The following is a 24,878-nucleotide window of genomic DNA, read 5'->3' on the forward strand; positions in this document are numbered from 1 at the left end:
CTTTTTCTACAAGCGGAAAGTCTTTTGGCGCCCAACGGGGTCGGTTTAGGAGGTTAGAATGTTCACAGTTTCCTCTGCCAGCCATGCAGAGGAAACACCATGCAGGCGCAGGATGCCTAGCCGTGAAATAACCCAACGAGCATATATCCGGCCACTCCCCAGATTATGAGCGCGGAAATCCGGTTCATCCACCGCAGCCCTCTCCCGCTGCCATCAAGGCGGCCAACCATTCTTCCGGTGAGGGACAGCCCCACAAACCAAACCCATGATACGAAAATGCACGCTGCCGCAAAATGGGCCCAAACGCAAAAATGAACGCATGAAGAAAGGCTTTCATCACGTTTCGTTGCTCCTTTCTCCTTGCAGCCAGCGATAGATCAAATCCGCATCTCTTTCATCCACATCCACGACACGGGAGTAGGTGCCGACCGGCATGACGGAAGCCGAGATCGTCGCCAACTGTTTTTTTCGTTGCCACCATGTCGTTTCGATTTCCAACGATTGGACGTGGCGCTTGAACAAATGCGCGGTCGTTCGCCGAAACCAGCCGCTGCGGAGAGACAGCTGCTTCGAAGAAAGCGCCCAGCCGGCGGCTCGGTAGCGCCGCGCCCCGATCCATGCGGCGAGCGGCAGCACAAGCAACAGGGCCGCTCCCCACGGACGCTCCATATACGCGGCCACTCCAACCGGAATCGTCAACCAATAAAGCGGGCGAAGCATGTACCGGCTTTTTGCCCGCTGAGGAAGCGGACAAAACGGCACATCGAGGCGATACTCGGGCAAACAAGCCTGAACAATCGGTACGATGCGATGCTTTTTGACCAGCGGACAAAGAACGACTTCCCCTGATGGTCCGCCATCAAGCGCCCCGCCGGCATGAATAATGGACACAGAGGCGTATCCGAAAAAACGTCGCAGCCAACTCTCATGAATGACGACACCTTGGACGCGGTCAACAGGGACGGACACTGCTTTTCGTTCCAACCATCCGCGAGCAATCACAATGGTATCTTCTTGTTTCCGCACGACAAACGAAGCGTACCGGATCATATTTTGCACGATGGCTACCCCATAGGCGGCCAAGAGAATCGACAAGATCAATAGAGCAATATACCGCCGTCCGTGTCCGTTCCATGTCGACTGAATATCACGGACAAGCGCCTCATACGGAATGAAGTCGCTAAATTGCGACAAAAACGCACATAAAGCGGCGACCACGCCGAGCGCCCCTCCGCTTGTCAATGAGGCGATCCAAATTTCTTTCATCGTTAACGTAAACAACGGGGACAGCGAACGATGGGCGGCTGCTTCCGGCTCATTGACGTGTCCATTCCTGTTTTTCGCTCGTTCCACGCATTGTTGCAGAGCGCGAGCTTCTTTTCGGGCGATGGCGCGAAGAATGACCTCCGCTTCTCCCGGAACATTCCCCGGCGTTTCTACGTGTACTTGAACCACCCCAGCGATGCGCTGCCAGATTCCTTCCGTTATGGAAATTCCATGAATGCGCTCCAACGGAATGGAACGTTTTTTGCGAACAAACACGCCTTCTTCAACGACCAAGCAACTGTCATCCCACTCATATGTAAAACGAACCCAAGAAAGAACGCCCATGACGAGCGTGTAGATGAGAGCGGCCAACGGCACAAGAATATCGTTCCATGAAAACCCATGGCGACTGCCGGCTGCCACGATGACAAGAAGAGGGGCGATCATATTTTTCAATTCTTTTCCCACCCCGGCCATAATGGCAATCGGATGGAGGCGGCGTTTTGCTTTACGCGTCATTGTCATCCGCCACCTTCGCCCACTCGGCGATCAAACGGCAAAGCTGTTCGGCTTCGTCCGCCGGCAGCGCGGGAATCTCATGAGCAGCCGCGGCCGTAAACACAGCGATGGAAGCCAATCCATACCGCTTCAGGAGCGGGCCTTGCCGCACATCGACATACTGAACGCGGGTCATCGGAATGAGCGTTCGCTTCGTCGACCAGACCCCGCGCTGGATGTCGATTTCTTCTTCGCGAATGGCGTAACGCCAACGGCGCTGGCGAAGCACAGGCACCCATCCCACCCATAGGACCACTTCGATCAACCAGATGCAGGCTAACATCCCCAAACACCATTTCGGGGCATGAAAGCGCGCCAGCACCCACGCCATTCCAACAATGACGGCGCCGGAAACCAATGCCCACAACGCTCCGGTCCAACGCCACACGGTGATGGCTTTTTCCGAAATCGGTTTACCGCTGTTGGCAAGCATCTTACCAATCTCCTTTTAGCGAGTTCAAAACCTGTTTCCAGTATAACAAAACATTTCCACATTGACGATGGATTTTTTCGTGCATCATTGACAGAGAAACAAAACTATTATATTCTAAAACTATCTTTTTTGCTTAACTGCATAAAAGCATAAAAGCATAAAAGCGTGTCATCGAACGAACTTTGTGCCAGAAAGGTTGTGTCTGTATGAACCATTCCCGCCCCTCATTGCAAAAAGGGCTGCTGCCCCGCCATGTGCAGCTGATGGCGCTCGGCGGCATGATCGGCACCGGCATTTTTAAAGGGAGCTCTGATACGATTCACATGGCCGGACCGAGCGTTATTCTTACGTATCTCCTCGGCGGCGCGCTGTTGTTTCTCATTATGGCCGCCTTAGCGGAGATGGCCATCGCCTATCCGGGCGAAAACGTTCAGCATTTGATCCGCCGGGCGTTTGGCTTTCGCTGGTCGTTTCTCGTCGGGTGGCTGTATTGGGCGAACTGGACGTTGGTCACGGTCGTCGAGCTGCTGGCGGCAGGCAGTTTTTTGCGCTATTGGATGCCGTCGGTGCCGCTTTGGCTGCTCGCTCTTAGCTGCGCGCTGTTTATCATCGCGCTGAACTTGTTTCCGGTTCGCTACTATGGGGAAGCGGAATTTTGGCTCGCCGGGTTGAAAGTGGCGGCGCTAGCTGTGTTCATCTTGCTTGGGGCCGGCATGTGGTTCGGAGTGATCGAAGGAGCGGACGGAAACCCATGGAGCCGTTATGCGACGTACGACGCCTGGTTTCCGCATGGGGTCGGCGGCATGATCAGCGCCTTGCTTGTCGTCATGTTTTCATACGGCGGAGCGGAGCTGATCGGCGTAGCGGTGACGGAGATGAAAGACGCCGACCGGGTGCTGCCGCGGGTGATCCAAACGACGATATGGCGGGTCATCGGCTTTTATGTGCTGCCGATCGCCATCATTTGCGGCATCATGCCATGGAACGCCGTATCGGCGGAAAACAGCCCGTTCGTCCAAGTGCTCGAGGCCACCGGCATTCCGGGCGCCGCCCATGTGATGAACGCTGTTTTGCTTGTGGCCGTCTTATCGGCGGCCAATACGGGGGTGTACGCTACGTCCCGCTTGCTCTTTTCGATGGCTGAGCAAGGAGAGGCGAGCCGCCGCTTGTTGCGGACGACGCGACACGGGGTTCCGCTTTACGGGATGGGAATGGTCGCCGTCTGCATCGCTCTAGGGGTCGTTGGCGCGTACTTGGCGCCGGGGCGGATCATCGGCGAGTTGATGACGATTCCTGGGTTTACAGTGCTGATCGTCTGGATGATGATCGGCGCGGCCCAGCTGAAACTGCGGCCGCATTACGACACGAATCCGTTTTTCCGCGTCAAAGGATTTCCGTACACGACGCTCATCGCCGTCGTGTCGCTCGGCGCGATTTGGGTGAGCTTTTTATTCCAGCGTGATCATCGAATCGGATCGGTTCTTTGCCTTGTGATCTTGGCGGTTCTGGCGATATATGGGGCGAGCAAAGAAAAGCAAAGCCGGCGGTCGGAACAAAACGTCAACGAACAATCCGCCTAAATAAGAGTTCAGAAAAGTAGGCGCTTGTGCCGTTATGGCCGGCGCCTGTTCTCTTATCCTCCGCGGTTGACCTCCCGCCATTTCTCCCACGCCTGCCAACCAACGACCGCCACGCCAAACGCCAAAATCAGCGCCTGATCGTCCACTCGCCGCTCGGCCCACAAACGATACAAACTGACCGCAGCCCCGTATACGAACGAACCGAGGCAAAACAACCATGCCCCCAGCCAAAACCATTTCATCGTTTTCCTCTCCCTATTCATATTCCCCTCCTCCGAAAGAGGAGGATTTTCTCGCTCACACTTTCTGTCATCGGCTTGATGTCATTCTACCTTGATGCCCATAAAAAACAACAGGGATGCCCCTAAGGCCCTCCCTGTCGTGCAATGGACAATGTTGGTGCACCGAATCATGGAAAAGCGGTGTCTCGCCGCTTCGGAGCCCCTTGCTTGTGCGGATGACGCCAAGGTCGATTCCTTATTTCGCCGGCGACAGTTCATCTTCGGTCACCCATTTATGGTTGGTCACTTGTTCGCCGGTCTCTGTATCGATGTAATCGACCATATACACCGTCGTTTGTTGGGCGGAGTCGATGACGGCTTTCGCGCCTTTCATCCCCTCCATATGGTCGGCATTCAAGACGACTTCGTCCCCCGGCTGGAACGGGTTGTCACCGGCGTTTTCAATTTCTTCGTGAATCACCCATTTATGATTCTTGACCGGAGGACCACCTGTTGTTGGCGTGTACGTCACGGTATAGACAGTCGTGTCAAACGCCCCGGAAACAGTCGCTTCCGCCCCGTTCATCCCTGGCATATGGTCGGCGTGAATGATGACTTTGCTTCCAACCGGATAGGCTGGCTGTTTCGCTTCCTTCAATCCAGCCGGCACCTCTCCTGAACCCGAGTGGTTCATTCCCTCATGACCGGTGTGAGAAGCCGTATTTTCTTTTGACATTTGGTTGTCGTCTGCACCGGTGCAGGCGGATAACAAGAGCGCTGCCATAACCGAAGTTGTGCCTAGCAACATTTTTAATTTTTTCATCGTTTTCACCCTCCTTGCCTTGTTAGCATACCCGACATTTGTGCAGATTTTATGGAGATGGTCTTGATTGGGCAAAAAGCGGCGGCCGTGCACGGTCCAAAAACCGGGCCAAAACCCAAAAACGGTCAAATTGGCCGCAGTCAAAAAGGCGCTTGGGACGACCCCGAGCACACTGATCGCCACATTACAGGCTAGACTCAAGAAGTACGCCGTTCCGCCGTATGCTTGAAGGAACTCAATCATCCGTTCTTCCATTTGGCCCAAACGCCTCTCTTTTCGAAAATGATTATGACTTGTGCCCGTTCCATTTGTAGCCGACGCCCCACACCGTCTGCAAATGTTCATCCACCGGAAACCCGGCCCGGCGCAGTTTTTCGCGGATGTTTTTCACGTGGGAGTCAACGGTTCTTTCTTCTGTGTCAGCGAGATAACCCCATAGCGATGCAATGATTTGCCCGCGGCTGAACACCTGATTCGGGTGTTTTAACAATAGTCCCAAAATGGCGAACTCTTTCGGTGTCAGCGCAATCGGTGTTTCTCCGTAGCGAACCGTATGTTCTTGTTCATCCCACACAAGCCCGGCCGCGCGAATGGCGGAATGGCTGCCGGCTGTACGGCGCAGCACCGCTTCAATGCGTGCAAGCAACTCCGCTTCATTAAATGGTTTCGTCACATAATCGTCCGCTCCGATTTTCAATCCTTGGACAATATCCGCCGTCTCGTCGCGGGCGGTGACCATCATAATCGGAACATCAGAAAACGAGCGGATGCGGCGGCACGTTTCCCATCCGTCGAGTTCTGGCATCATCACATCGAGCAGCACCAAATCGGCGTGATGACGCCGCAAATAGTCAATGGCTTCCGCGCCCGAACGCCGTTTCACGCAGCGGTAGCCGTTCGGCGCTAAATACAATTCCAATAAATCAAGCATCCGCTCTTCATCATCGACCAACAACAACGTATACATCGTCATCCCTCCGGCAGCGTAATGAGGATGGTCGTTTCTTTTCCTTGTTCGCTTCGAGCGGCGATCGTTCCCCCGTGCGCCTCGACGATTTCTTTGGCAATGGCCAAACCGAGTCCGGTCCCGCCGCTTGTCCGCGATCGCGATTTATCAACCCGATAAAACCGCTCGAAAATCCGGGGCACGTCTTCCGGCGGGATGCCGACCCCTTGATCGGAAACGGCCACGACGACCTCGCGTTTTTGCGGATAGACGGCGATCTGTACCGTTGTGCCAGGAAACGCGTATTTCCGCGCGTTGTCGAGCACGTTGATCATCACTTGCTCAAACCGCTCCTGGTCGATCGCCGCTGTGACCGAACCGGGGCACTGACACACAAGCGACAGCGATTTTTCCTGAAATGCCGGGCGCAGTTTTTCACACAATTTTGCCAAAAACGAACAAAGATTCGTCGGCTGCTTTTCAATCTGGAACGAGTGTTGCTCCAGCTTAGCTAATTCAAACAAATCTTTGACCATCTTTTCGATCTTTTCCGCTTCTTCGTAAATGATCGCTACATAGTTCGCCCGTTCCTCCTCAGACAGATGCGGACGTCTGGCAATGTCGGCGTATCCTTTGACATACGTCAGCGGTGTGCGCAATTCATGGGAGATGCTCGCTAAAAATTCGCTCCGCTCTTGTTTCAAATACGCTAAATCGTTGGCCAGCGTTTGAATCGCTCTTCCGAGTTGCGCCAGCTCGTCGTTGCCTTTTATCTCGAGGCGGACGGAAAAGTCCCCTCGGCTGAGCGCCTCAGTCGCCTGTTTCATGCGAAGGAGCGGCATCGTGATGGCGCGGGAGAAAAAGGCGATGGTCAACACGGTGATCGCCACTGACAGCACGCCAACGACGACGAAATGATGCTTTAGTTTATACACCATCGTCCGAATCGAGCGAGTGTCTTGAAACATATACACATATCCTCTTGTTTCGCCCTTGATTTGAATCGGGCTGACAGCGGCGATATGGGACGCCCGCTTCCAATCGGTTTCGACCATCATGCCTTCACGGGGAATGGAGCGCCCGTGAGTCAACGGAATCAGTTGCCTCGCAAACGGGACAATGCCGCTAGAAGCCGATACAATCTGGCGCCTGGCATCGGTGATGACGACATCGGTTTCAGCTTCGGACTCCATCATAACAACATGCTCAACCGTTGTGTGATCGTAATTTTTTTCCAACACATTGCGGTGGCTGTTCCCCCGCGCCAGAAGCTGGGCAAATTCTTCTTCGATGCGCGCATGGACAAGCGTTGCATAGAGGGAAATGAACAGCACCATTTCAATGGCCAAGACAAAGGCAAAAAACAGCATGCCGAGTTTCCAAGAAAGCTTTCGCACGTGATTCTCTCCTTATCGATCAAAACGGCATGGTCGTTTCACATTTTCTATTTTACCTTGAAAATGTGCAGAAAGTATGGACAAGCTTGCCACCCCCATCGTTTCGTTAGGAACCAAGCCTAGCGGATGCGTCTTTTTCTTTCTTCCATTATACTAGTAAACAGACCGCACTCAGTGGGAGACGACAGAAAGGAGTTTTTTTATGAAATCGCTCGTGTTAGCGGAAAAGCCGAGCGTCGCCCGCGACATTGCCCGCGTGCTCGGCTGCAAAGAAACGCATAAATCGTATATGGAAGGACCGCGCTACATCGTCACGTGGGCGCTTGGGCATTTGGTCGAACTCAAAATGCCGGAAGACTATGACCGAAAATACGAAACGTGGCGGCTCGAGGATTTGCCGATCATTCCGAAACAAATGGGCTTGAAAGTAATCCGGCAAACGAGCCACCAGTTTCGCGCCATTGAACATTTGGCCAAACGCCGCGACGTGAAAGACTGCATTATTGCGACCGACGCCGGCCGTGAAGGAGAGCTGGTCGCGCGCTGGATTTTACAAAAAATCGGTTGGACGAAGCCGATTTGGCGTTTATGGATTTCGTCGCAAACCGATCAAGCCATCCGCGATGGGTTTCGCCAGTTAAAGCCCGGGGCGCAGTTTGACCGGCTGTATGAATCAGCCGTCTGCCGCGCCGAGGCCGACTGGCTGATCGGGTTGAACGTGACGCGCGCCCTAACGACGAAATACAACGACCCGCTCTCGGCCGGGCGCGTGCAAACGCCGACGCTGGCAATGATCATCGAACGCGAGCGGGAGATTCAATCGTTCGTTCCCGTTCCGTATTGGACGATTCATGCCCGCATCGGTTCGATTACGGCGACATGGGAACGGCACGGTGGGAAGCGGCTGTTTGACCAAGACGAGGCCAACGGGCTGATGGCTCGTCTCAACGGCCAGCCGGCGCGCGTCACATCGGTCAAGCGGAAACGGAAAAGCGAACCGGCTCCGCTGCCATATGACTTGACTGAGCTGCAGCGGGAGGCGAACAAGCGGTTTGGCTTTTCGGCGAAAAAGACGCTCTCGGTGTTGCAGCGGCTGTATGAACAGCACAAGCTCGTCACGTATCCGCGCACCGATTCTCGTTATTTGCCAAGCGACATGGCATCGACGATGAAGGATCGGCTAACGGCGATGAAATCGGGGTATGAGGACATCATTGCTCCGCTTCTTGCCAAGGGCAAGGCCAAAGCGGCCCATCGGGTGTTTCAAGATGACAAAGTGACGGACCACCACGCCATCATTCCGACCGATGAACGGCTTGACCTCGGGAAGCTGTCGGCCGATGAACGCAAGCTGTATGACATGATCGCCCGCCGCTTTTTGGCGCTCTTTTACCCGCCGTATGAATATGAAACGACAACCGCCACTTTCGAAATCGGCGGCGAGACGTTTGTCGCCCGAGAAACGGCAGTCGTAAACGCAGGGTTTCAAACCGTTCTTGGCAAAAAAGAAACAGAAGTGAAACCAACATGGTTCCATCTATCGGAAGGCCAAATGCTCGCACCGGTGCAGCTTGAGCTGGAACGATCGTTCACCGAACCGCCGTCCCGTTACTCGGAGGCTGACTTGCTTGCGCAAATGGAGAAATATGGACTCGGCACGCCGGCGACAAGAGCGGACATCATCGAGCGGCTCGTCGAAACGGAAGTCGTCGAGCGGAAAGACGGCCGTTTTTATCCGACGAAAAAAGGAAAACAGCTGATCGAGCTCGTCAACGAGGAGCTGAAATCGCCGGAGTTGACCGCCCGCTGGGAGCGGGAACTCGAGGCCATCGCCCGCGGAAAAGGGAATCCGAAACAGTTTTTGACCCACATCCGCCGGCAGACGGAGCAGCTTGTCGCCGAAATCAAGCAGAGCGAGCGCGTATACAAAGCGCCGAACCTCACCCAGCTCACTTGCCCGGAATGCGGCGCGCTCTTAAAAGAGCGGAAAACGAAAGATGGACGGATGCTCGTCTGCTCGAACTTATCATGCCGCTACCGCCGGAGGCGCGACCCGAAGCTCTCGAACCGCCGCTGCCCGCAATGCCACCGGCGCATGGAAATGCACGAAGGGAAAGCCGGGCTCTATTTCCAATGCCGCCCGTGCAACGTGGTGGAAAAGGCGGAAGAAACGAAACGCACCACCGCGAAAGGAACGGAACGGGCGCTGTTGAAAAAATACAGCCCAACGAACGAATCGTTTGGCACCAATCTCGGAGAATTGCTCAAGCAGGCGCTTGAAAACAAAGAATAAGCGCGAAAAACCATTTGCCTCCCTGCCGAAAAACGTGGTGGAAAAACAAAACATCAGCGCCGAACGAACCGCCAGCCGCATCAACGCTGGCGGTTCTTATTTGAAAACGAATGGCGCGGAGCATCGCTGCCGCGGTTCGATGGATTTGTCTACTGAAGCGGATTGGCTTCCCCCATCTCACAGCGCGGACGGATGAATGAGCGATCGGCAACCGAAACTTTCTTTTTGTGGTTCCGTATATATAAGTAAAATCTACTGTAAAGGAGCGATCATGATGTTAAAGAAGTTGTTCAAAGCGCTGTTGGGGCAGCACCATCATCCGTCGTACCATCATAAACATTACAGCAGCAGTGATCACCATTATTACAGCCCAACGCATCACTCGCACCATCATCCGTCCCAATACGGACACCATCACTACAAAAAGAAGCATCATAGCGGCAGTTTCTTCTCGAGCTTCTTCGGCAGCTGATGAAGCGATTCATGGAGCGCCACCCGCTCGTCGCCCGCTGGTTTGACCGGCCGCATCGAAGCGGTGAGATCCTTCATCGCCGCTATGAAGTGATCGAAGAGCTCGGGATGGGCAGCTACGGCATCGCCTACAAAGGGCGCGATCATGACACTGGACGCCTTGTCGTCATCAAACAAGCGCGGCGGACAAAAGGCGAGAGAGGCCGCCGCCTGCTTCAGCGCGAAGCCGGGGTGCTCGCGCGCTTGCGCCACCCGCAAATTCCGATGCTGCATGATCGATTTGTGGAGCGCGGACAGCCCTATCTCGTGATGGAGTATATCGACGGGGAGACGGTGGAAGATCACATTTTTCACCGCGGGGTCACGTACACGGAACGAGCCGCGTTTCGATTGTTGCTTGATGTGCTTGACGTTGTACGATTTATTCACGCTTTGGGCATCGTCCATCGCGATTTGCGTATTCCGAACATCATTTGGCGGCGAGGAACCGTCTTTGTCATTGACTTTGGCTTGGCGTGCCATATCGGTGAATCGGCAGAATGGCGCGATGACGATCCGCTTGAAAAGCGGCTGCGGCGCGAACCGCATCCGCGAAGCGATTTTTATGCGCTCGGGCATTTCACCTTATTCTTGTTATATTCGGCTTACGAACCGACAAGTGAGGAGGAAAAAAGCTGGGAGGAAGAGTTGGATCTGTCTCCGAAAGCTCGGGCGATCTTGCGGAAAATGCTTCAGCTGGATGCGCCGTATGATCACATCAACGAGCTGATGATGGATGTCAGGCGGCTATTGGCCGAGCGCGGCCAGGCGCAAACAGGCGCGCGTTGACACTCGACACAGCCGAAAAAGCTAAGCCCCTCCCGCCTTTTAAAGCGCGACAGAGGGGCTGATTTATTATAAGAGCATGTCGCGCCGAAATCCGCGGCGGACATGATTCGTGAACGAATGTGTTCGACAGGTTAAGCATCGCTATAGAAACGAATGGATCGTTTAACAGTTTTTACAAAAACCCTCACTTCAAGCGAAGGAGTTGACATCATTGTCCGCTTGGTCCCGCTTCTCGTCCGGATGAACTCAACGGTGGGCTGACTATTTGCCCCGAAACACCGGTTTTCGTTTCTCCTGAAAGGCCGCCACCCCTTCGCGATGGTCGTCTGTCTCGACCATCACTCCTTGGATGAGCCGCTCCATTTCGAGAATGTCTTCGAGCGTCGCGTTCAAGGCGTGCTCGATCAGCCGCTTTTGCTTGCCGATCGCTTTCGTTGGCCCGGAAGCCAATTTGACAGCGAGCGCTTTCGCCGCTTCGCGCAACGTTTCGGCTGGAACGACGTCGCTGATGACGCCAAGCTCATACAGACGGCAGGCTGGAATCGGCTCGGCCGTGAAGAAAAATTGCTTGGCTAAATGAGGGCCGACAAGCCGCGGCAGCCAATAGGAGCCGCCGCCGTCGGAGACAAGGCCAACGTTCGCAAAGCTCAAAATGAACTGGCTGTCTTCTGCGGCCAAGATGAGATCGCAAGCGAGCGCCAAATTGAATCCCGCTCCAGCAGCAACCCCGTGCACGACGGCGATGATCGGCTTTTCGCATGATTTCATCGTCACAATCAAGCGGTTGAGGCGGCCGATATGCTCATACGCCTTTGAGGCGCTTGACTGCCCCATCGTTTTGACGTCGCCGCCGGCGCTGAAGGCCCGGCCGGCGCCGGATAGAACGATCGCTCGAACCGCTTCATCCGCGGCGGCGCGTTCGATTTCACGAGTCAACCCAGCGATCATCTCCGGGCTGAATGCATTGAGCCGCTCCGGCCGATTCAACGTCAGCCATACGACAGCACCGGATCGTTCCACAAGCAAATGCGAAGTTTCCATGGTTTTTTTCTCTCCCTTTCCCGTTTGGATTTTTCCAGCACAACAGCTTCATTTGATGAGCCAACCGCCATCGACCAACACATCAGAGCCGGTCATGTATGACGCTTCCGAAGAGGCAAGAAACGCAATGACGTTGGCGATCTCTTCCGGCGCTCCCACCCGGCCTAAGGCGGTGTTGCGTTCAATGGCTTTGACAAACCGCTCGTTTTGCAGTCCACGTTTGGTGAGCGGCGTCTCGACAAAGCCAGGCGAAACGGAATTGACGCGAATGCCGAAGGGGGCCAACTCCAAGGCGAGCGACTTCGTCAAATTGATCACGCCGGCTTTGGCCGCGCTGTAATGCGGAATTTCCGCCCCCGCCTGATGGCCGGACAAGGAGGCTACGTTGACGATGGCCCGGTTGGCGCGCTCCCGCTTCGCCCCTTCGATCATCAGCGGAGCGAGCGTTTGCGAGACAAGAAAGACGCTTTTCATATTGACGCGCTGCACATCATCCCACTCTTGTTCGGTGAGCTCGAGCCATTTCGTATGGGTCGAAATGCCGGCATTGTTGACGAGCACATGCAAATCGCCGTACCGATTTTGGACGTATGCGGCCAAGGCGCGCACTTGTTCACGGTCCGTGACATCGGCCGCAAACCGATCGGCCACACCTGGCCCCCCAAGACGCGCGATGTCTTGCACCGTCTCTTCCAGTTTGGCGGCCGTGCGGCCGACAAGCACGACAGTCGCCCCTTCCTGAGCGAGGCGGATGGCCGTCGCCCGGCCAATGCCGCTTCCCCCTCCAGTAACCACAGCAACGGTATTTGCAAAACGCATCGTTTCCTCTCCCTTCTCGTTTGTGCGGCCTTTGTTTTCATCCGTTGCCCCGTATCAGCCGTCTGACGTCTAAAACGTCAGTCCGCCGCCGTCAACTGACAGCGTCGCCCCAGTGATAAAGGAAGCCTCATCGGACGCCAAAAACAATACCGCATTCGCCACTTCTTCCGGCGTTCCGATGCGGCCGAGGGCGTTCGCTTTCGAGATGATGGGCCATTTGCGCGCATCTTGTTTCCAAGGCGTAATGATGTTCGTATCGATGACGCCCGGAGCGACGGCGTTGACGCGAATATTGAATTTGCCGTATTCGAGCGCGGCGTTTTTCGTTAACAAAATCACCCCGGCCTTCGAAGCGTTATAGGCCGATTCGTACTTTTTCCCTTTGATTCCAAGCAAGCTCGACGTATTGACAATCGCCCCGCCGCCGCATTGCTTCATCACCGGCACCGCGTATTTGATCCCAAGAAAGACTCCTTTCAAATTCACATCAATGACCCGATCCCACTCCTCTTCGGACAAGTCGGTGCTCCGCACTTCGGAATGGCCAATGCCGGCATTATTGAAAAGAATATGTAGGCCGCCGAACGCAGCGACGGTGGCTTGGACAAGATCATGCACTTCCTTCGCACGGGACACATCCGCCTTGACGAAGATCGCTTCGCCCCCGCGTTCGCGAATGAGGCGGACCGTCTCCTCCCCGCCTGTTTTATCAATGTCGCTCACGGCGACTTTCGCCCCTTCATCCGCAAACCGAATCGCTGTCGCTCGGCCGATGCCGCTGGCGCCGCCGGTGACAACAGCCGCCTTCCCTTGCAGCCTCATCCTTTCCCCTCCCGGAAACGATATGAATACCAACTGGTTAGTATGTTTCAATTCTATTATACTATACTTGTTTCTTTAATTGAAATTATATTTATAATATTTAGAATCATCTTGAGTATAAAAAGGAATGTTGCAATACATAATAAAATGGACAAATATGAAATGGAAGGAGGACTATTTCCTATGTACCTCCGTCTTGTTGCCGTAGGGCTGATGATGTTGTTGCTTAGTGGCTGTTGGGGAAACCGTAATATTGATCAAATCGTCTATATTCACTCGATCGGAATTGATTATGATAATCGCCAACTCGTTCTGTACGTACAGCTCATCAACTTCAGCGGATTAGCAAAAACAGAGTATGGCGGAGGGAGACAGGTCTCCACTGTGGCCATCGGCCGATCAACAGGAGAAACACCCGAAACAGCCGCCCATGAACTTTATACTTCCATTCAGCAAATGGTCTCATGGGGGCACGTCAAAAGCATCGTGTTTACAAAGCGGGCGTTGAAAAAAGAAGTCGTGCAAGGGGTCGTCGATTTATTAACGCGGTATCACGAGATCCGTCATACGATTTGGGTTTATGCGACAGACGCTCCTCTAGGAGACTTGTTTAAAGCGACTCCTTTATTACGCGCTTCTTCGTATTTTTCTATGCTGACGAATCCTGAAGAACTATTCAAGCAAAGTTCCTTCATTCGACCGCTTCGGTTTAACCGTCTGATTGCGATCAGCGATGAACATAGCTCGACGCTTCGAATCCCGTATATTACCCTTGACCCTGCTAGTTGGACGGAGAATATGAAAAAAAAGAAAATGCCGTCCCTTAGCGGTGTGTGCTTTTTGCATGATTATGAACTGAAGCAATGCGCGGACCGTGGGGAGCTATTAGGCGTTCGGTGGACAGAACGGGATGTGATCCGAACACCCATTTACGTGAAAGAAGGACGGCAAACGGTTGCTTCTCTTGTCGTTCGTCATCCGAAAGCGAAATGGTCGGTTCTTTCGACCAAAGATGGTCCTGCATTTCAGTTGACCATTCAAGCTCAAGGAAGCCTGATCGAGCTGCGTAAGCCGCTGTCACGAGTCCGACTGGCCAAGCTTGCGGCGCAAACGGTCAAACAGGAAATCCAACAAGCATATGAATGGGGGATCAAGCGAAACATTGACACGTTGAATGTATCGGATCAATTGTACCGACACAATGTTCAGCAATGGAAGCAGTGGGAACAAAACGGCCTCATCCCATTAAAGAAAAACACCATTCGAAACATTTCCGTCCATCTTTCCATCAACTCTTCCGGCAAGGAAAAACTGGATTATCGTGCAGGCGACTAGATGGTTGTTACATGCTTTTTCGCATTTTTATGGTTGGAGGGGCTCCCGGTATGGTCTTCGCACCTTAGGGAGCCAGTAGTCCATCCATCTTCAACGTTCCAGCGATACCCACGGCCGACCGTGTTCCCAATGAACACGGATCGGAAGACGAAACGCTTCTGAAAGCTGCTCGTTGGTTAATACCTCCTCTTTTCGTCCCGCGGCGGCGATGCGCCCGTCCTGCAAAAGCAACACATGGGTGATCGATTCGACAATTTCTTCAATATAATGAGTGACGTATAAAACATGGCACGACTGGGCAGTGATTTGCTTAATTAAGGATAAGATGTCTTCCCGCGCCAATAAGTCAAGGCCAACGGTCGGCTCGTCCAAAATAAGCAGCTTCGGATTCGCCATCAACGCTCGAGCGATCAATGTTTTCCGCTTTTCTCCTTGTGAGAGCGTCCCGTATGGTTTTCCCCTGACCGCTTGCAAACGGAACGCTTCCATGAACGATTCTGCTTTCGCCCGCTCGTTATCGGTGACGGCATCATACAGGCCGATCGTCGCAAACGTGCCGCTGAGGATGACATTTTCGACCGTCTCGGTTTGCAGCGTGTCGTGAAATTGATCAAGGAGCGAGCTGCTGACAAACCCAATGTGCCGTCGCAACTCTGGCAGACTCGCCTGTCCAAATCGATAGCCTAATACTTCAACTTCCCCGCGCGTCGGGTATTGATAACCTGTGACGATATTGAGAAGCGATGTTTTCCCGGAGCCATTGAGGCCAAGAATCGCCCATTGCTCGCCTTCTTTCACTTCCCAATCGATTTCATGCAAAATCGCGCGCGTTCCCCGCATCCATGACACGTTGCGCATGCGGATAATGGCGGTCATTGTGCCTCTCCCCTTTGTGGTTCATATGGACGATCCTGATAGAAAAAGTTGGGCAACATGGTCGTGTTGTCATACGACCGATGAAAAATGTGCGTTGTCGCTGGTGACAGAGGTGGAATCAGCCATGTCCAGTCGCCGGTGACATGGCGCCCGGCTGCGTTCTCTTGCTGTTCAAACAACTGAAATTGGCGCGCGGCGGTATGATGATCAACGATGCTGACGCCCGCCTTTTTGTAGGAATATAAAACAGCGATATTCAATTCGACCAACGCCTTATCTTTCCATAATGATGCGTTCGAGCTGGTGTCAAGCCCCATGCAAGAGGCCACTTTCGGAAGCATGTTGTAGCGATTGTCATCGGCAAAATTGCGGGCGCCAATTTCCGTGCCCATGTACCACCCGTTAAACGGTGCGGCCATATAGCTAATGCCGCCAATTTCTAGACACATATCTGAAATAATCGGGACGGCGTACCATTTTACCTGCAGATCGCGAAACCACGGAAACTCTGGGTGTTCAATTGGCACCTCCAGCACCAATTCTTTCGGAATCGGTGTCCAAACAGGCTTTTGGCCGCCTACTTGGATCACCAAAGGAAGCACGTCAAAGGGCGTCTTTTCCCCCTTCCACCCAAGCTGTTCACAGGCGCGAGTGAAAGTGAGGGAGGATGGGTCGCCGATCATCCCTTCTTCAGTTTCATAACCGGCATAACGAATCAGTTGGTGATTCCAGATGCGCACTTCCCCATTTGGACGGAAGATTGTGATCGCAGGCCGGATTTTCCCCCCATTGGTCGCAAACTCAATATGATGGAACAGATAAGAAAACACCTCGTCAACAGTCGCCGCCTCTCTCGCATCAATGACATGGAGCGATTGCCAAAACAGGCGACCGATGCAGCGGTTGCTATGCCGCCAAGCCATCTTAGCCCCGTAGCTTAACTCTTCGTACGTATGACTATATGTGCCGGTTTGTTCCACTTCCCAACGGATTTCGTTCAACCGCCGCTTCATTTCTTTCTCACTTTTTCCAAGCTCCTGATAGCTCGCCGTGACAAACTGTTCCGCTTTTTTCATCAACTGCCCATCATGCTGTCTCCGCTTTGTTTGATGCATATTCTTCTCGCTGTTTACCATGTATGCTTCTCCTTCCTCCATTTTCCATAACCGAAACTCTTCGCGGTCATTCCGATGCCGATGAGGAAACAAATTCCCCCGACCCACCACATTTGCTCAACCAACATCGAAATGGCAAAAAAAATGAGCGCGAAACCGAGCAGTCGACGGATCAACATGATTCTCTCTCCTTTTCCCCCGCGTGGAACGTCCTTCCATCGTGCGACAGCCATATCATTGCTGCAAGCTGCCGCTCCCACGGGGCAACTGAGAATGGAGCAACGCTCTCCCCCTCTATTGTAGCAGATGCTTCCAAAAGAAAATAGAGAAAACCTATTTCACTTTGATCCGCTTCCTTTTCTTTTCAGTCGATCATGCTGTTGTTAGTATGAGCGGATCATGGAAAAATGAAACCAACCTGGCCAGTCCTGCTGTTCATTTGCGGAAAAAAAGCCATAGCGCCAAAAACAGAAACCCCATGGCGGCGAAGCGCGTCCAATCAAACGGGATGCGCTGCCCACCGAACAATCCGAAATGATCAACAATCGAACTCATCACGAGCTGTCCGGCGATCACGGCCACCAATGAATTGGCGACGCCGATTTTCGGAACGATGAGCACCATGACAAACACGTAAAAAGCGCCGAGAATGCCGCCCGTCAACTGCCATTTCGGTACGGAAAACATCGCGAGCAGCTCGCCTTTTCCGAAAAACAACTGCACGAAAAATAAGACGATCGTTCCGATGAAAAACGAAACGAACGCCCCTTCAAGCACCCCGACCCGCCTGCCAAGGCCGCCGTTCACCCCCGCCTGTACGGAGACGGCCATCCCGGCCGCTAGAGCCATCGTCATCCATAACCACTTCATCCGTCTTTTGCCCTCCTTTTTCTCTGTCCTCTTTGCCGAACATGGATTCAAAAGAGCTCCTCCGATTCAAAGTCCGGCCGAACACGCTCTTCCTCTTTGCCGAACAGGGAGCGAAAAGAGCGGTGATGAAAGGAGCCCGTTGCTTCACCGCCTTGTTGCCCCATTGAGAAACCTTGTGGCATTGGCTTCTCGTTTTCCATCATCGTCCATGAGGCAGGGACGAGCGCATGAGCCTTTATCAAACTTCGAACGTCAGCGGGCGAACGTTGATGGATGGGCACGAAAATCTTTGATCGGCTCTGAAACGCAACCAACGCCCTCTGTCCGTTAGCCGCCAAAATCAACCGAACAGCGCACGAAGCCACCCGCCGACGAAGGAAACGAGAACAACCGCCCATGCTGGCCACTTCCAGACGGTAAGCAGCAGAAAGGCGCCCAGGGCAAAGGCAAAATCGGCCGGCTCGTTCACCGCCTTTGTCCAAATCGGATCATACAGCGCCGCAAGCAAAATCCCGACGACAGCGGCGTTAATGCCGGCCAGCGCCGCTTGGAAGCGCGGCTGATGGCGAAGCCAGTGCCAAAACGGAAACGCGCCGAGCACAAGCAAAAATGAGGGGAGGAAAATGCCGATGGTGGCGACAAGCGCACCTTTCCAGCCGAACGCAGCCATGCCGACGTACGCGGCCAAGGTAAACAGCGGCCCTGGAACAGCTTGCGCAGCGCTGTAGCCGGCTAAAAACTGGCTGGCCGTGACCCACCCTTGCGGCACCACTTCCGCTTCCAAAAGCGGCAGCACGACATGCCCGCCGCCAAACACGAGCGCCCCGGCGCGGTAAAAGCTGTCAAACAGCGCCCAAAGCGGTGAATGAATCCAAGCGCGGGCAAGCGGCAGCGCGACAAGCAGCACGGCAAACAAGGAAAGCAACAGAAAACCGATGGAACGGCGAATGAAAGGCGTGATGCCCACGGAAGACGGCTCGACGGTTTGGCGCCGTCCAACCGCGCCGATGGCCCCGGCGATGGCGATCACCGCCACTTGGCTCCATGCCCCCGGCATGAGAAGCACGGCGATCGCCGCTGCGGTCGCAAGCGTGGCCTCCAAGCGGCCGGCAGCGAATTTGCGCGCCATCTCCCATACCGCCTGAGCGACGACCGCGACAGCCGCCAACAGCAAGCCGTGCATCCAGCCCGCCTCTTCCCACGAAGCATGTTGCAGCCAGACGGCAACCAAACTAAGCGCAACCGCCGACGGCAATGTAAACCCTAGCCAAGCCGCCAGCGCCCCCCAGACGCCGGCGCGCATCAGCCCGATGCCGATGCCGACCTGGCTGCTGGCCGGGCCGGGGAGAAATTGGCAAAGGGCGACGAGATCGGCGTACGTTTTGTCGTCGATCCATTTTTTTCGTTTCACGTACTCTTCATAAAAATAGCCAAGATGGGCCACCGGACCGCCAAACGACGTCAAGCCAAGGCGGAGCGCCGTGATCCCGACCTCAAAGACGGAGCCTCGTCGGTCTCCTGCCCGTTGATCCTTTGCAGTCATGGATCCTGCTCCTTTCGTTCACGAGATGGTCATGCTACAATCATATCATCATTCACGAGAGGAGAGAAGATGATGAACGTTCGAACGATGGCGACCAACGGTTTGATCGCCGCTGTGTACATCGCGGTGACAGCGCTCATTCAGCCGTTTGGCTTTACGAACATTCAGTTTCGCGTATCGGAACTATTGAACCACCTCGTTGTATTTCGCCCAACATACGCCATTGGCATCGTGCTTGGGGTCTTTTTCGCCAATTTATTTTTCTCGCCGATCGGCGCGTATGACCTCGTATTCGGCGTCGGCCAGTCGGTGCTGGCGCTTCTGATCACGATCGTTTCCATGCGCTATGTCAAGAACGTTTGGGCGCGCATGGCGGTCAATACATTGTCGTTTACCGTCACAATGGGCCTCATCGCCCTTGAATTAAAGCTGGCGCTCGGTTTTCCGTTTTGGCTCACATGGCTGACGACGGCCATCGGCGAATTTGTCGTTATGGCGCTCGGCGCGCCGATCATGTATGCTGTTGGCCGCCGCTTGGCGCCGGAGCTGTTCAATTCCGCCTATCAAAGGCGTTAGCAGCCCCCTTGGGGCTCGGATCCATACTCAAGGCGCATTCCCCGCAGGCCACAGGGAAAGTCTTGATCAGCCCCATATCGATGTGGACTACGGCATCGAACGGACAGCCCATTCAATGATCAATGACATCGCAGCAAGCAAGATGACTCCCGCCGTCGTGATCTTCAGCGCCCTTCGCCATCTTGGCGATAGGCCCCGCCCCGCCCGAAGAACAGCAAGGCCGACCGCGATTCCGCCCACCCACATAAAAAGGCCGGCCGGGGTGACAAGCTGGCGCCAATCGCTGATCCAAGCGTAGATGATAAGCGTCTGGCAGACAAGCAGAACGCATACGATGATTCTCACGGTTCTCCCCCCGCCCGATCGAGGCGCCGCGCTGTTGAAATGGGCGGCGCCGGGCGTTTCACCGTTCTTGTCGATTCGAAGCTATGCCAGCAAATCCCGATGATGATGATGGCCAAACCAACGACCGCCCATCCGTTTGGCAACGGAGCGGACAAGAACAGTACTTCACCGATGACGGCAAACATGACTTCCGCGGACTGCGTCGCTTCCACAGCGGCCAGTTTTCGCTCGTTCCCTTTGGCCCGGTCGGTAGCGATAAAAAACAATGTCGTCGCGATGACCCCGGAACTCATGGCCACGATGAACGACTGCATCGTTTGCCCCGCGGACGGCGCCCCTGATGTCAGCCAGCCCATCAACGCGACCACCAGCCAAAACGGCAGACTAGCCATCGTCATCCCCCATACGCGTTGAAACGCATCGAGGCGCCCGGCGCAATGTTCGATCATTTTCCGATTGCCAAGCGGATACGCAAACGCGGCAAGGAGCACAGGAAAGACCCCCAATGCCATTTCGTTCCATGTCAGGCGGCCTGCTTGCTGGAACTGGATCAGAACGACGCCGAACAAAATCAAAAGCGAAATGAAGAGCGCTCGTTTTTCAATCGGACGGCGCACGGACATCGTTCCGTTTTGCGTTTCGATGGTTTTCGTAAACAGCGGGCTAAGCAGAACACCAGCCATAATCGTGCACTGCCATGTCCCGGCCACAAGCCACCCCGGCCCGTAGGCGGCCGCGTAGGTGAGCGGCGCGTAAAACAAGCCGAATCCGACCGTCCCCCAGGTGATCCACACCCGCGGATGGCGCTTGATGTCATGCCAAACCGAGCGGATGTTGCGGCGGAAAAGAACGATGACAAATAGCAGCGGCGCCATAAAGAAAAAGCGAAGCGACGAACTCCACAGCCAGCTGCCGCCAGCTAATTCCATGGAACGATTCAAGATGAACGTGACAGCAAAAAAGAACGAAGCGACAAGGCCGATGGCCATCTCCCGCATCGCCGGTCTCTCCCCTTGTTTGATTGTATTCGCTAGGTGGCGGAATAACTTTATTTTATCGCACGATTGGAAATTTTTCTATTTGTTTTGTTGATTATTTAGAACATAGTTTTATTAGATGAGTATTAAGAGAGAACCCAACCGAAAGTGGTTGCACCGAGCGACAATCCGATCAACACTGTATTCATTCTTCTTTCTGTCACCTCCATTTTCTTTAATTCTTACTTGTCAAATAGGTATTTATGTATTATTCTTAATTTATCCACTATTCGTATTTGTCAGGAGGTTTTTTCATGCCTAAACTCACCTTTTCCTCTGATGTCAAATGGTCTGGCGAAGGAGTACGCTCAGTGGCTGACATTAACGGCAAGCAAGTCATCATTGACGAACCCCCAGCCTTGGGAGGCACTGATCAGGGACCGAATCCCGTAGAGCTGGTCCTAGCTGCACTGGGCGGTTGCATCAATGTACTGGTCTCTCTGTTTGCCAGCCATCACGGGGTCGAACTGAAAGGAGTCCAAGTACACGTAGAAGGGGATTTAGATCCCGATGGCTTTATGGAGAAAGCGGACGTTCGGCCTGGATTCTTAGAAATTCGCTACCATATTGATATTGACTCTCCTTCCGATCCAAAAAACGTCCAAGCCTTGATTGAACACGTTGAACGTGTCTGCCCGGTCAAAGACACCCTAAGAGGCGTACCCACAGTACCTATAATGAATCAAAAAACGTCATAATGTGGAAATGGAAAAGGCTGTCTGGAAAAGTCGCGTGATGACCTTTTCAGACAGCCTCTGTATGGCTTATCCCTATGCCGCTCCATCTACGGGATGCGCGTTTCAGGGCTCATGCAAAGAGCAGTCCCATTGAAAGCCCGATGATCGGATTCCTCTGCTTGTCAATCTGCATCGTTGATTATTGTTGGATTAACTCAATCGGCACAATTTTTCCATTTTCCACCGCGGCCACGACGATTTCCGATTCAAAACCGCCATCGTCGCCGATGCTTGGGACGTTATACACTTTCTTTTCGGCTGGAATGTTTTTTAAGCCGTCGTTCATATGTTCACGGATCGCTTGCGGGTCGTCAACCGAACCGGCAGCTTTCATGGCTTCGACGAACGCGTAAAGCGCCAAATAGTTGTAAGCGGCTTCCGATCCCGGATCTTCATTGAACTTCGCCCGATAGTTTTTCACAAACTCCGGAACGGCCGGTTCGTCTGACTCGATAAGCGGCATGACGCCGATTGAACCTTCCAACATATCATAAGAACCGGTCACTCGCTTCATTTCGTCAAGCTTCGCTTGGTCCATAATAATGAATCCGCCTTTAAAGCCCAGCTCGCGCGCTTGTTTCGCCACTTTTGCCGTCGGCTCCGAAGCGCCGCCGATAAACAGGACATCGGGTTTTTCTTTCAATGCATTCGTGACAATCGTAAAGAAGTCGGTGTCTTTCGTAAAGTCAATCGATGATTTGTAGACGACTTTTCCGCCTTGTTTTTCCCAATACGGCAACAGTTTTTCCGTCCAGTCTTTCCCGTATTGCGTCGCCGTCGGCAAGGCGGCGAGTTTCTTGCCGAAATGCTTCATGGCATAATCGGTAAAAGTCGGGATGTAGCCGTCATAGCGCGGCGGAATGCGCACGGTCAGCTTATTGCCCGTTTGTGTAATTTTCGGCTCGCTCGTATACGCCGCGATGATGAAATTGTCCGTTTGGTTGAACACTTGCAGCGCCATGACGCCGCCGCTGTGCGGAGTGAAAATGATCGGCGTATGATGCTCTTGCACAAGGCGTTTGGCGTTCGCCGCCGTTTCGTTTGGCAAATATTTGTCATCTAATGGGACGAGATTGATTTTGTATTTCTTTCCTTTCACCTCAAAGCCGCCGTTATTGTTAATCTCTTCTGCCGCCATTTTCAATCCGTTTAACGTCCGTTGGCCATAATAGGCAGCCGGGCCGCTCAGTGGGCCGCTGTAGCCGATGTTGACCGTACCCGTTTCACCGCCTCCTCCTCCGCTATTGTTTCCGCCGTTGGCGTTATTGCTGCTTGGCGAATTGTTGCACGCCGCAAGCATCAACATCATGATGGCCGCGATCATAACAGCGATTGACCATTTTCTTTTTTTCATTCTATTCCCCCCTATTGATTATTTATTATTTTGAATATTTAGATAATATTTAGCACAGCCGTTATTCACCTCCTTTCAGCGCCATCTCCTCTCCTTGCTTTCACTCGTGGACAGGATGAGGTGTATCATGCACCAATGTACGCCTTGCGGACATTGTCGTTGGCCAGCAGCTCTTCCGCCGTCCCGGAAGCCACGATCGTTCCATTTTCAAACACGTAACCCCGGTTAGCGATCGACAACGCGGCATGGGCATTTTGCTCGGCAAGCAAGATGGTCGTTCCTTCCGCGTTAATTTGTTGGATGGTCGCAAACATTTGCTCGACAATGAGCGGAGCGAGCCCGACCGACGGCTCGTCAAGCAAAAGTACGACAGGGCGCGACATTAAGGCGCGTCCGATAGCGAGCATTTGCTGCTGGCCGCCGCTTAACGATCCGGCTGGCTCATTCTGCTTTTCACGCAAAATGGGAAATAACTCATATACATGTTCCATCGAGCGGCGGATGCCTTGTTTATCCTTTCGATGAACGTAAGCGCCCATCAGCAAATTTTCATATACACTCATGCCAGGAAACAGTTTGCGTCCTTCTGCACACTGCACGACGCCGCGCTGAACGATGCGGTCGGGCGGCAGCGAATCGATGCGCTCGCCATCAAGGCGGATTTCCCCTTGCGCTGGCTTGTGCAGCCCGCTGATCGCGCGAAACAATGTGCTTTTTCCTGCTCCGTTGGCGCCAAGCAAGACAGCGATTTCCCCGCGCTTGACGGAAAACGTCACATCACGAATGGCGGTAAAACTCCCATAGCGGACCGATACGTTTGCAACTTCAAGCACTGGCGCTCCCTCCTAAATACGCTTGAATGACCGCCTCGTTGTTCCGCACTTCCTCAGGCGTTCCTTCCGCGATTTTTTCTCCGTAGTTTAACACCATAATGCGGTCGGCAAGTTTCATGATCATCGACATTTTGTGCTCAATGAGGCAAACGGTCAGGCCGCCTTCTACCATTTTGACGATCAACTCCTCAAGCCCTTCCGTTTCATCCGGGTTGATGCCGGCAGCTGGCTCGTCAAGCAAAACGAGCTCCGGATCGGTCGCCAAGGCAAGCGCGAACGCCACCCGCTTTTTCTGCTCCTGCGATAGATTGGCCACGATCCGATCCGCCACATCGGTCAATCCAACAAAGTCGAGCACTTCCATCGCTTTTTCTTTGCACGCCTGCTCTTCGCGGCGATGCCGTTTCGTGCGCAAAATGGCATCAAATAAGTTGGATGACGTACGGAGACGATGGCCGATGATGACGTTGTCAATCACCGTCGCCTGTTCAAACAAGTGAGTCGTTTGAAACGTGCGGGCGATGCCAAGTTTCGCTCGTTCGTTCGCCGGCAGTCGGGTAATATCGCGCCCTTTGAACACAATCGTCCCCGACGTCGGCCGGTACAAGCCGCTGATTAAGTTGAAAAACGTCGATTTGCCGGCTCCATTTGGGCCAATGATGGCGTTGATTTTCCCTTGTTCGACGGAAAACGTGACATCGTTGACCGCTAGAAGCCCACCAAACCGCTTCGTCAACCGTTCGACGTGTAAAAGCATCA

The 24,878-nt window shown here is 53.7% G+C and carries 28 protein-coding genes; 8 read left to right on the top strand and 20 right to left on the bottom strand.

Annotation, left to right across the window (positions count from 1 at the left end):
• Positions 1-184 precede the first annotated feature (184 nt).
• The 3 genes from N685_RS19630 to N685_RS0114695 are packed head-to-tail and all read right to left on the bottom strand — an operon-like array spanning position 185 to position 2,257.
• Positions 185-340, bottom strand: coding sequence for a hypothetical protein (locus tag N685_RS19630; protein WP_156961399.1), 156 nt, complete (start codon positions 338-340; stop codon positions 185-187).
• Positions 337-1,785, bottom strand: coding sequence for a PH domain-containing protein (locus N685_RS0114690; RefSeq protein ID WP_031409568.1), 1,449 nt, complete (start codon positions 1,783-1,785; stop codon positions 337-339). Before N685_RS0114690 ends, N685_RS19630 begins: the two co-directional genes overlap by 4 nt.
• Entirely contained in the window at positions 1,775-2,257 is a 483-nt protein-coding gene (locus tag N685_RS0114695) for a PH domain-containing protein (protein ID WP_031409570.1), read from the bottom strand. Before N685_RS0114695 ends, N685_RS0114690 begins: the two co-directional genes overlap by 11 nt.
• Positions 2,258-2,463: 206 nt before the next feature.
• Between N685_RS0114695 and N685_RS0114700 the strand changes: the two genes are divergently transcribed.
• Entirely contained in the window at positions 2,464-3,837 is a 1,374-nt protein-coding gene (locus tag N685_RS0114700) for an amino acid permease (RefSeq protein ID WP_031409572.1), read from the top strand.
• A 53-nt stretch (positions 3,838-3,890) separates the two neighbouring features.
• Here the strand turns inward: N685_RS0114700 and N685_RS0114705 are convergent, their stop codons facing one another.
• The 4 genes from N685_RS0114705 to N685_RS0114725 form a co-directional block, all read right to left on the bottom strand.
• Positions 3,891-4,079 (bottom strand): hypothetical protein, encoded by a 189-nt coding sequence (locus tag N685_RS0114705; protein WP_031409574.1) that lies wholly within the window; start codon positions 4,077-4,079, stop codon positions 3,891-3,893.
• Positions 4,080-4,314: 235 nt separating this feature from the next.
• Positions 4,315-4,881, bottom strand: a complete 567-nt coding sequence (locus N685_RS0114710; RefSeq protein ID WP_031409576.1) for a YdhK family protein — start codon at positions 4,879-4,881, stop codon at positions 4,315-4,317.
• 286 nt (positions 4,882-5,167) lie between these two features.
• On the bottom strand, positions 5,168-5,848 hold the full coding sequence (locus N685_RS0114720) for a response regulator transcription factor (protein ID WP_031409578.1): 681 nt from the start codon (positions 5,846-5,848) through the stop codon (positions 5,168-5,170).
• A 2-nt stretch (positions 5,849-5,850) separates the two neighbouring features.
• Positions 5,851-7,224 (bottom strand): sensor histidine kinase, encoded by a 1,374-nt coding sequence (locus N685_RS0114725; RefSeq protein ID WP_031409580.1) that lies wholly within the window; start codon positions 7,222-7,224, stop codon positions 5,851-5,853.
• Between the two features lie 202 nt (positions 7,225-7,426).
• Here N685_RS0114725 and N685_RS0114730 point away from each other — a divergent pair, with 202 nt between their 5' ends.
• The 4 genes from N685_RS0114730 (at position 7,427) to N685_RS0114745 (ending at position 10,816) form a co-directional block, all read left to right on the top strand.
• Positions 7,427-9,517, top strand: a complete 2,091-nt coding sequence (locus tag N685_RS0114730; protein ID WP_031409582.1) for a DNA topoisomerase III — start codon at positions 7,427-7,429, stop codon at positions 9,515-9,517.
• A complete protein-coding gene (locus N685_RS0114735; RefSeq protein WP_031409585.1) occupies positions 9,501-9,713 on the top strand; it encodes a hypothetical protein in 213 nt (70 codons plus the stop codon). The genes N685_RS0114730 and N685_RS0114735 overlap by 17 nt, the downstream gene beginning before the upstream one ends.
• A 78-nt stretch (positions 9,714-9,791) precedes the next feature.
• Positions 9,792-9,989 (top strand): hypothetical protein, encoded by a 198-nt coding sequence (locus tag N685_RS19170; protein WP_071880191.1) that lies wholly within the window; start codon positions 9,792-9,794, stop codon positions 9,987-9,989.
• Positions 9,989-10,816, top strand: a complete 828-nt coding sequence (locus N685_RS0114745) for a serine/threonine protein kinase (protein ID WP_031409587.1) — start codon at positions 9,989-9,991, stop codon at positions 10,814-10,816. The genes N685_RS19170 and N685_RS0114745 overlap by 1 nt, the downstream gene beginning before the upstream one ends.
• A gap of 261 nt (positions 10,817-11,077) precedes the next feature.
• Here N685_RS0114745 and N685_RS0114750 read toward each other — a convergent pair whose 3' ends face one another.
• From N685_RS0114750 to N685_RS0114760, 3 genes are all read right to left on the bottom strand, one after another.
• Positions 11,078-11,857, bottom strand: coding sequence for an enoyl-CoA hydratase/isomerase family protein (locus N685_RS0114750; RefSeq protein ID WP_031409589.1), 780 nt, complete (start codon positions 11,855-11,857; stop codon positions 11,078-11,080).
• Positions 11,858-11,905: 48 nt separating this feature from the next.
• Entirely contained in the window at positions 11,906-12,676 is a 771-nt protein-coding gene (locus N685_RS0114755) for an SDR family NAD(P)-dependent oxidoreductase (RefSeq protein ID WP_031409591.1), read from the bottom strand.
• 69 nt (positions 12,677-12,745) lie between these two features.
• Complete coding sequence (locus N685_RS0114760) at positions 12,746-13,498, bottom strand: SDR family NAD(P)-dependent oxidoreductase (protein WP_031409592.1); 753 nt, start codon at positions 13,496-13,498, stop codon at positions 12,746-12,748.
• A 183-nt stretch (positions 13,499-13,681) separates the two neighbouring features.
• Between N685_RS0114760 and N685_RS0114765 the strand changes: the two genes are divergently transcribed.
• On the top strand, positions 13,682-14,833 hold the full coding sequence (locus N685_RS0114765; protein WP_031409594.1) for a Ger(x)C family spore germination protein: 1,152 nt from the start codon (positions 13,682-13,684) through the stop codon (positions 14,831-14,833).
• A gap of 90 nt (positions 14,834-14,923) precedes the next feature.
• Here N685_RS0114765 and N685_RS0114770 read toward each other — a convergent pair whose 3' ends face one another.
• The 5 genes from N685_RS0114770 to chrA form a co-directional block, all read right to left on the bottom strand.
• Complete coding sequence (locus N685_RS0114770; protein ID WP_031409597.1) at positions 14,924-15,709, bottom strand: ABC transporter ATP-binding protein; 786 nt, start codon at positions 15,707-15,709, stop codon at positions 14,924-14,926.
• Positions 15,706-16,845, bottom strand: a complete 1,140-nt coding sequence (locus tag N685_RS0114775; protein ID WP_407059686.1) for a nitric oxide synthase oxygenase — start codon at positions 16,843-16,845, stop codon at positions 15,706-15,708. The genes N685_RS0114770 and N685_RS0114775 overlap by 4 nt, the downstream gene beginning before the upstream one ends.
• A complete protein-coding gene (locus N685_RS19830; RefSeq protein ID WP_167333004.1) occupies positions 16,839-17,003 on the bottom strand; it encodes a hypothetical protein in 165 nt (54 codons plus the stop codon). Before N685_RS19830 ends, N685_RS0114775 begins: the two co-directional genes overlap by 7 nt.
• A gap of 256 nt (positions 17,004-17,259) precedes the next feature.
• Complete coding sequence (locus tag N685_RS0114785) at positions 17,260-17,694, bottom strand: DMT family transporter (RefSeq protein ID WP_031409601.1); 435 nt, start codon at positions 17,692-17,694, stop codon at positions 17,260-17,262.
• Between the two features lie 340 nt (positions 17,695-18,034).
• A complete protein-coding gene (gene chrA / locus N685_RS0114795) occupies positions 18,035-19,237 on the bottom strand; it encodes a chromate efflux transporter (RefSeq protein ID WP_031409603.1) in 1,203 nt (400 codons plus the stop codon).
• 72 nt (positions 19,238-19,309) lie between these two features.
• Here chrA and N685_RS0114800 point away from each other — a divergent pair, with 72 nt between their 5' ends.
• Positions 19,310-19,813, top strand: coding sequence for a QueT transporter family protein (locus tag N685_RS0114800; protein ID WP_031409605.1), 504 nt, complete (start codon positions 19,310-19,312; stop codon positions 19,811-19,813).
• An 87-nt stretch (positions 19,814-19,900) separates the two neighbouring features.
• On the opposite strand, the gene N685_RS0114805 is transcribed toward N685_RS0114800, so the two are convergent.
• Both N685_RS0114805 and N685_RS0114810 read right to left on the bottom strand, forming a co-directional pair.
• Entirely contained in the window at positions 19,901-20,158 is a 258-nt protein-coding gene (locus N685_RS0114805) for a hypothetical protein (RefSeq protein ID WP_031409607.1), read from the bottom strand.
• Positions 20,155-21,156, bottom strand: a complete 1,002-nt coding sequence (locus N685_RS0114810) for a DMT family transporter (RefSeq protein WP_031409609.1) — start codon at positions 21,154-21,156, stop codon at positions 20,155-20,157. The genes N685_RS0114805 and N685_RS0114810 overlap by 4 nt, the downstream gene beginning before the upstream one ends.
• Before the next feature lie 293 nt (positions 21,157-21,449).
• On the opposite strand from N685_RS0114810, the gene N685_RS0114815 reads away from it, so the two are divergent.
• The gene (locus N685_RS0114815; protein ID WP_031409611.1) at positions 21,450-21,893 is read left to right on the top strand and encodes an OsmC family protein; all 444 of its coding nucleotides are present in this window, start codon (positions 21,450-21,452) and stop codon (positions 21,891-21,893) included.
• Positions 21,894-22,071: 178 nt separating this feature from the next.
• On the opposite strand, the gene N685_RS0114820 is transcribed toward N685_RS0114815, so the two are convergent.
• The 3 genes from N685_RS0114820 to N685_RS0114830 all read right to left on the bottom strand — a co-directional run bounded on the left by N685_RS0114820 (position 22,072) and on the right by N685_RS0114830 (position 24,876).
• The gene (locus N685_RS0114820; RefSeq protein WP_031409613.1) at positions 22,072-23,286 is read right to left on the bottom strand and encodes an ABC transporter substrate-binding protein; all 1,215 of its coding nucleotides are present in this window, start codon (positions 23,284-23,286) and stop codon (positions 22,072-22,074) included.
• A gap of 125 nt (positions 23,287-23,411) precedes the next feature.
• Positions 23,412-24,119, bottom strand: a complete 708-nt coding sequence (locus tag N685_RS0114825) for an ABC transporter ATP-binding protein (protein ID WP_031409615.1) — start codon at positions 24,117-24,119, stop codon at positions 23,412-23,414.
• Entirely contained in the window at positions 24,112-24,876 is a 765-nt protein-coding gene (locus tag N685_RS0114830) for an ABC transporter ATP-binding protein (RefSeq protein WP_031409617.1), read from the bottom strand. The genes N685_RS0114825 and N685_RS0114830 overlap by 8 nt, the downstream gene beginning before the upstream one ends.
• Positions 24,877-24,878: the final 2 nt, after the last annotated feature.

This window comes from Geobacillus vulcani PSS1, from assembly GCF_000733845.1.
GTDB classification, from domain to species: Bacteria; Bacillota; Bacilli; order Bacillales; family Anoxybacillaceae; genus Geobacillus; species Geobacillus vulcani.

Excerpts from the sequence above, each read along its gene's own strand:
- N685_RS0114775 (WP_407059686.1), bottom strand. The coding sequence starts at position 16,845 with ATGGTAAACAGCGAGAAGAATATGCATCAAACAAAGCGGAGACAGCAT.
- N685_RS0114800 (WP_031409605.1), top strand. The coding sequence starts at position 19,310 with ATGAACGTTCGAACGATGGCGACCAACGGTTTGATCGCCGCTGTGTAC.
- N685_RS0114770 (WP_031409597.1), bottom strand. The coding sequence starts at position 15,709 with ATGACCGCCATTATCCGCATGCGCAACGTGTCATGGATGCGGGGAACG.
- N685_RS19170 (WP_071880191.1), top strand. The coding sequence starts at position 9,792 with ATGTTAAAGAAGTTGTTCAAAGCGCTGTTGGGGCAGCACCATCATCCG.
- N685_RS0114815 (WP_031409611.1), top strand. The coding sequence starts at position 21,450 with ATGCCTAAACTCACCTTTTCCTCTGATGTCAAATGGTCTGGCGAAGGA.
- N685_RS0114690 (WP_031409568.1), bottom strand. The coding sequence starts at position 1,785 with ATGACGCGTAAAGCAAAACGCCGCCTCCATCCGATTGCCATTATGGCC.
- N685_RS0114720 (WP_031409578.1), bottom strand. The coding sequence starts at position 5,848 with ATGTATACGTTGTTGTTGGTCGATGATGAAGAGCGGATGCTTGATTTA.
- N685_RS0114755 (WP_031409591.1), bottom strand. The coding sequence starts at position 12,676 with ATGCGTTTTGCAAATACCGTTGCTGTGGTTACTGGAGGGGGAAGCGGC.
- N685_RS0114785 (WP_031409601.1), bottom strand. The coding sequence starts at position 17,694 with ATGAAGTGGTTATGGATGACGATGGCTCTAGCGGCCGGGATGGCCGTC.
- N685_RS0114700 (WP_031409572.1), top strand. The coding sequence starts at position 2,464 with ATGAACCATTCCCGCCCCTCATTGCAAAAAGGGCTGCTGCCCCGCCAT.
- N685_RS0114730 (WP_031409582.1), top strand. The coding sequence starts at position 7,427 with ATGAAATCGCTCGTGTTAGCGGAAAAGCCGAGCGTCGCCCGCGACATT.
- N685_RS0114810 (WP_031409609.1), bottom strand. The coding sequence starts at position 21,156 with ATGCGGGAGATGGCCATCGGCCTTGTCGCTTCGTTCTTTTTTGCTGTC.
- N685_RS0114750 (WP_031409589.1), bottom strand. The coding sequence starts at position 11,857 with ATGGAAACTTCGCATTTGCTTGTGGAACGATCCGGTGCTGTCGTATGG.
- chrA (WP_031409603.1), bottom strand. The coding sequence starts at position 19,237 with ATGACTGCAAAGGATCAACGGGCAGGAGACCGACGAGGCTCCGTCTTT.
- N685_RS0114745 (WP_031409587.1), top strand. The coding sequence starts at position 9,989 with ATGAAGCGATTCATGGAGCGCCACCCGCTCGTCGCCCGCTGGTTTGAC.
- N685_RS0114830 (WP_031409617.1), bottom strand. The coding sequence starts at position 24,876 with ATGCTTTTACACGTCGAACGGTTGACGAAGCGGTTTGGTGGGCTTCTA.
- N685_RS19830 (WP_167333004.1), bottom strand. The coding sequence starts at position 17,003 with ATGTTGATCCGTCGACTGCTCGGTTTCGCGCTCATTTTTTTTGCCATT.
- N685_RS0114705 (WP_031409574.1), bottom strand. The coding sequence starts at position 4,079 with ATGAAATGGTTTTGGCTGGGGGCATGGTTGTTTTGCCTCGGTTCGTTC.
- N685_RS0114760 (WP_031409592.1), bottom strand. The coding sequence starts at position 13,498 with ATGAGGCTGCAAGGGAAGGCGGCTGTTGTCACCGGCGGCGCCAGCGGC.
- N685_RS0114710 (WP_031409576.1), bottom strand. The coding sequence starts at position 4,881 with ATGAAAAAATTAAAAATGTTGCTAGGCACAACTTCGGTTATGGCAGCG.
- N685_RS0114695 (WP_031409570.1), bottom strand. The coding sequence starts at position 2,257 with ATGCTTGCCAACAGCGGTAAACCGATTTCGGAAAAAGCCATCACCGTG.
- N685_RS0114820 (WP_031409613.1), bottom strand. The coding sequence starts at position 23,286 with ATGAAAAAAAGAAAATGGTCAATCGCTGTTATGATCGCGGCCATCATG.
- N685_RS0114765 (WP_031409594.1), top strand. The coding sequence starts at position 13,682 with ATGTACCTCCGTCTTGTTGCCGTAGGGCTGATGATGTTGTTGCTTAGT.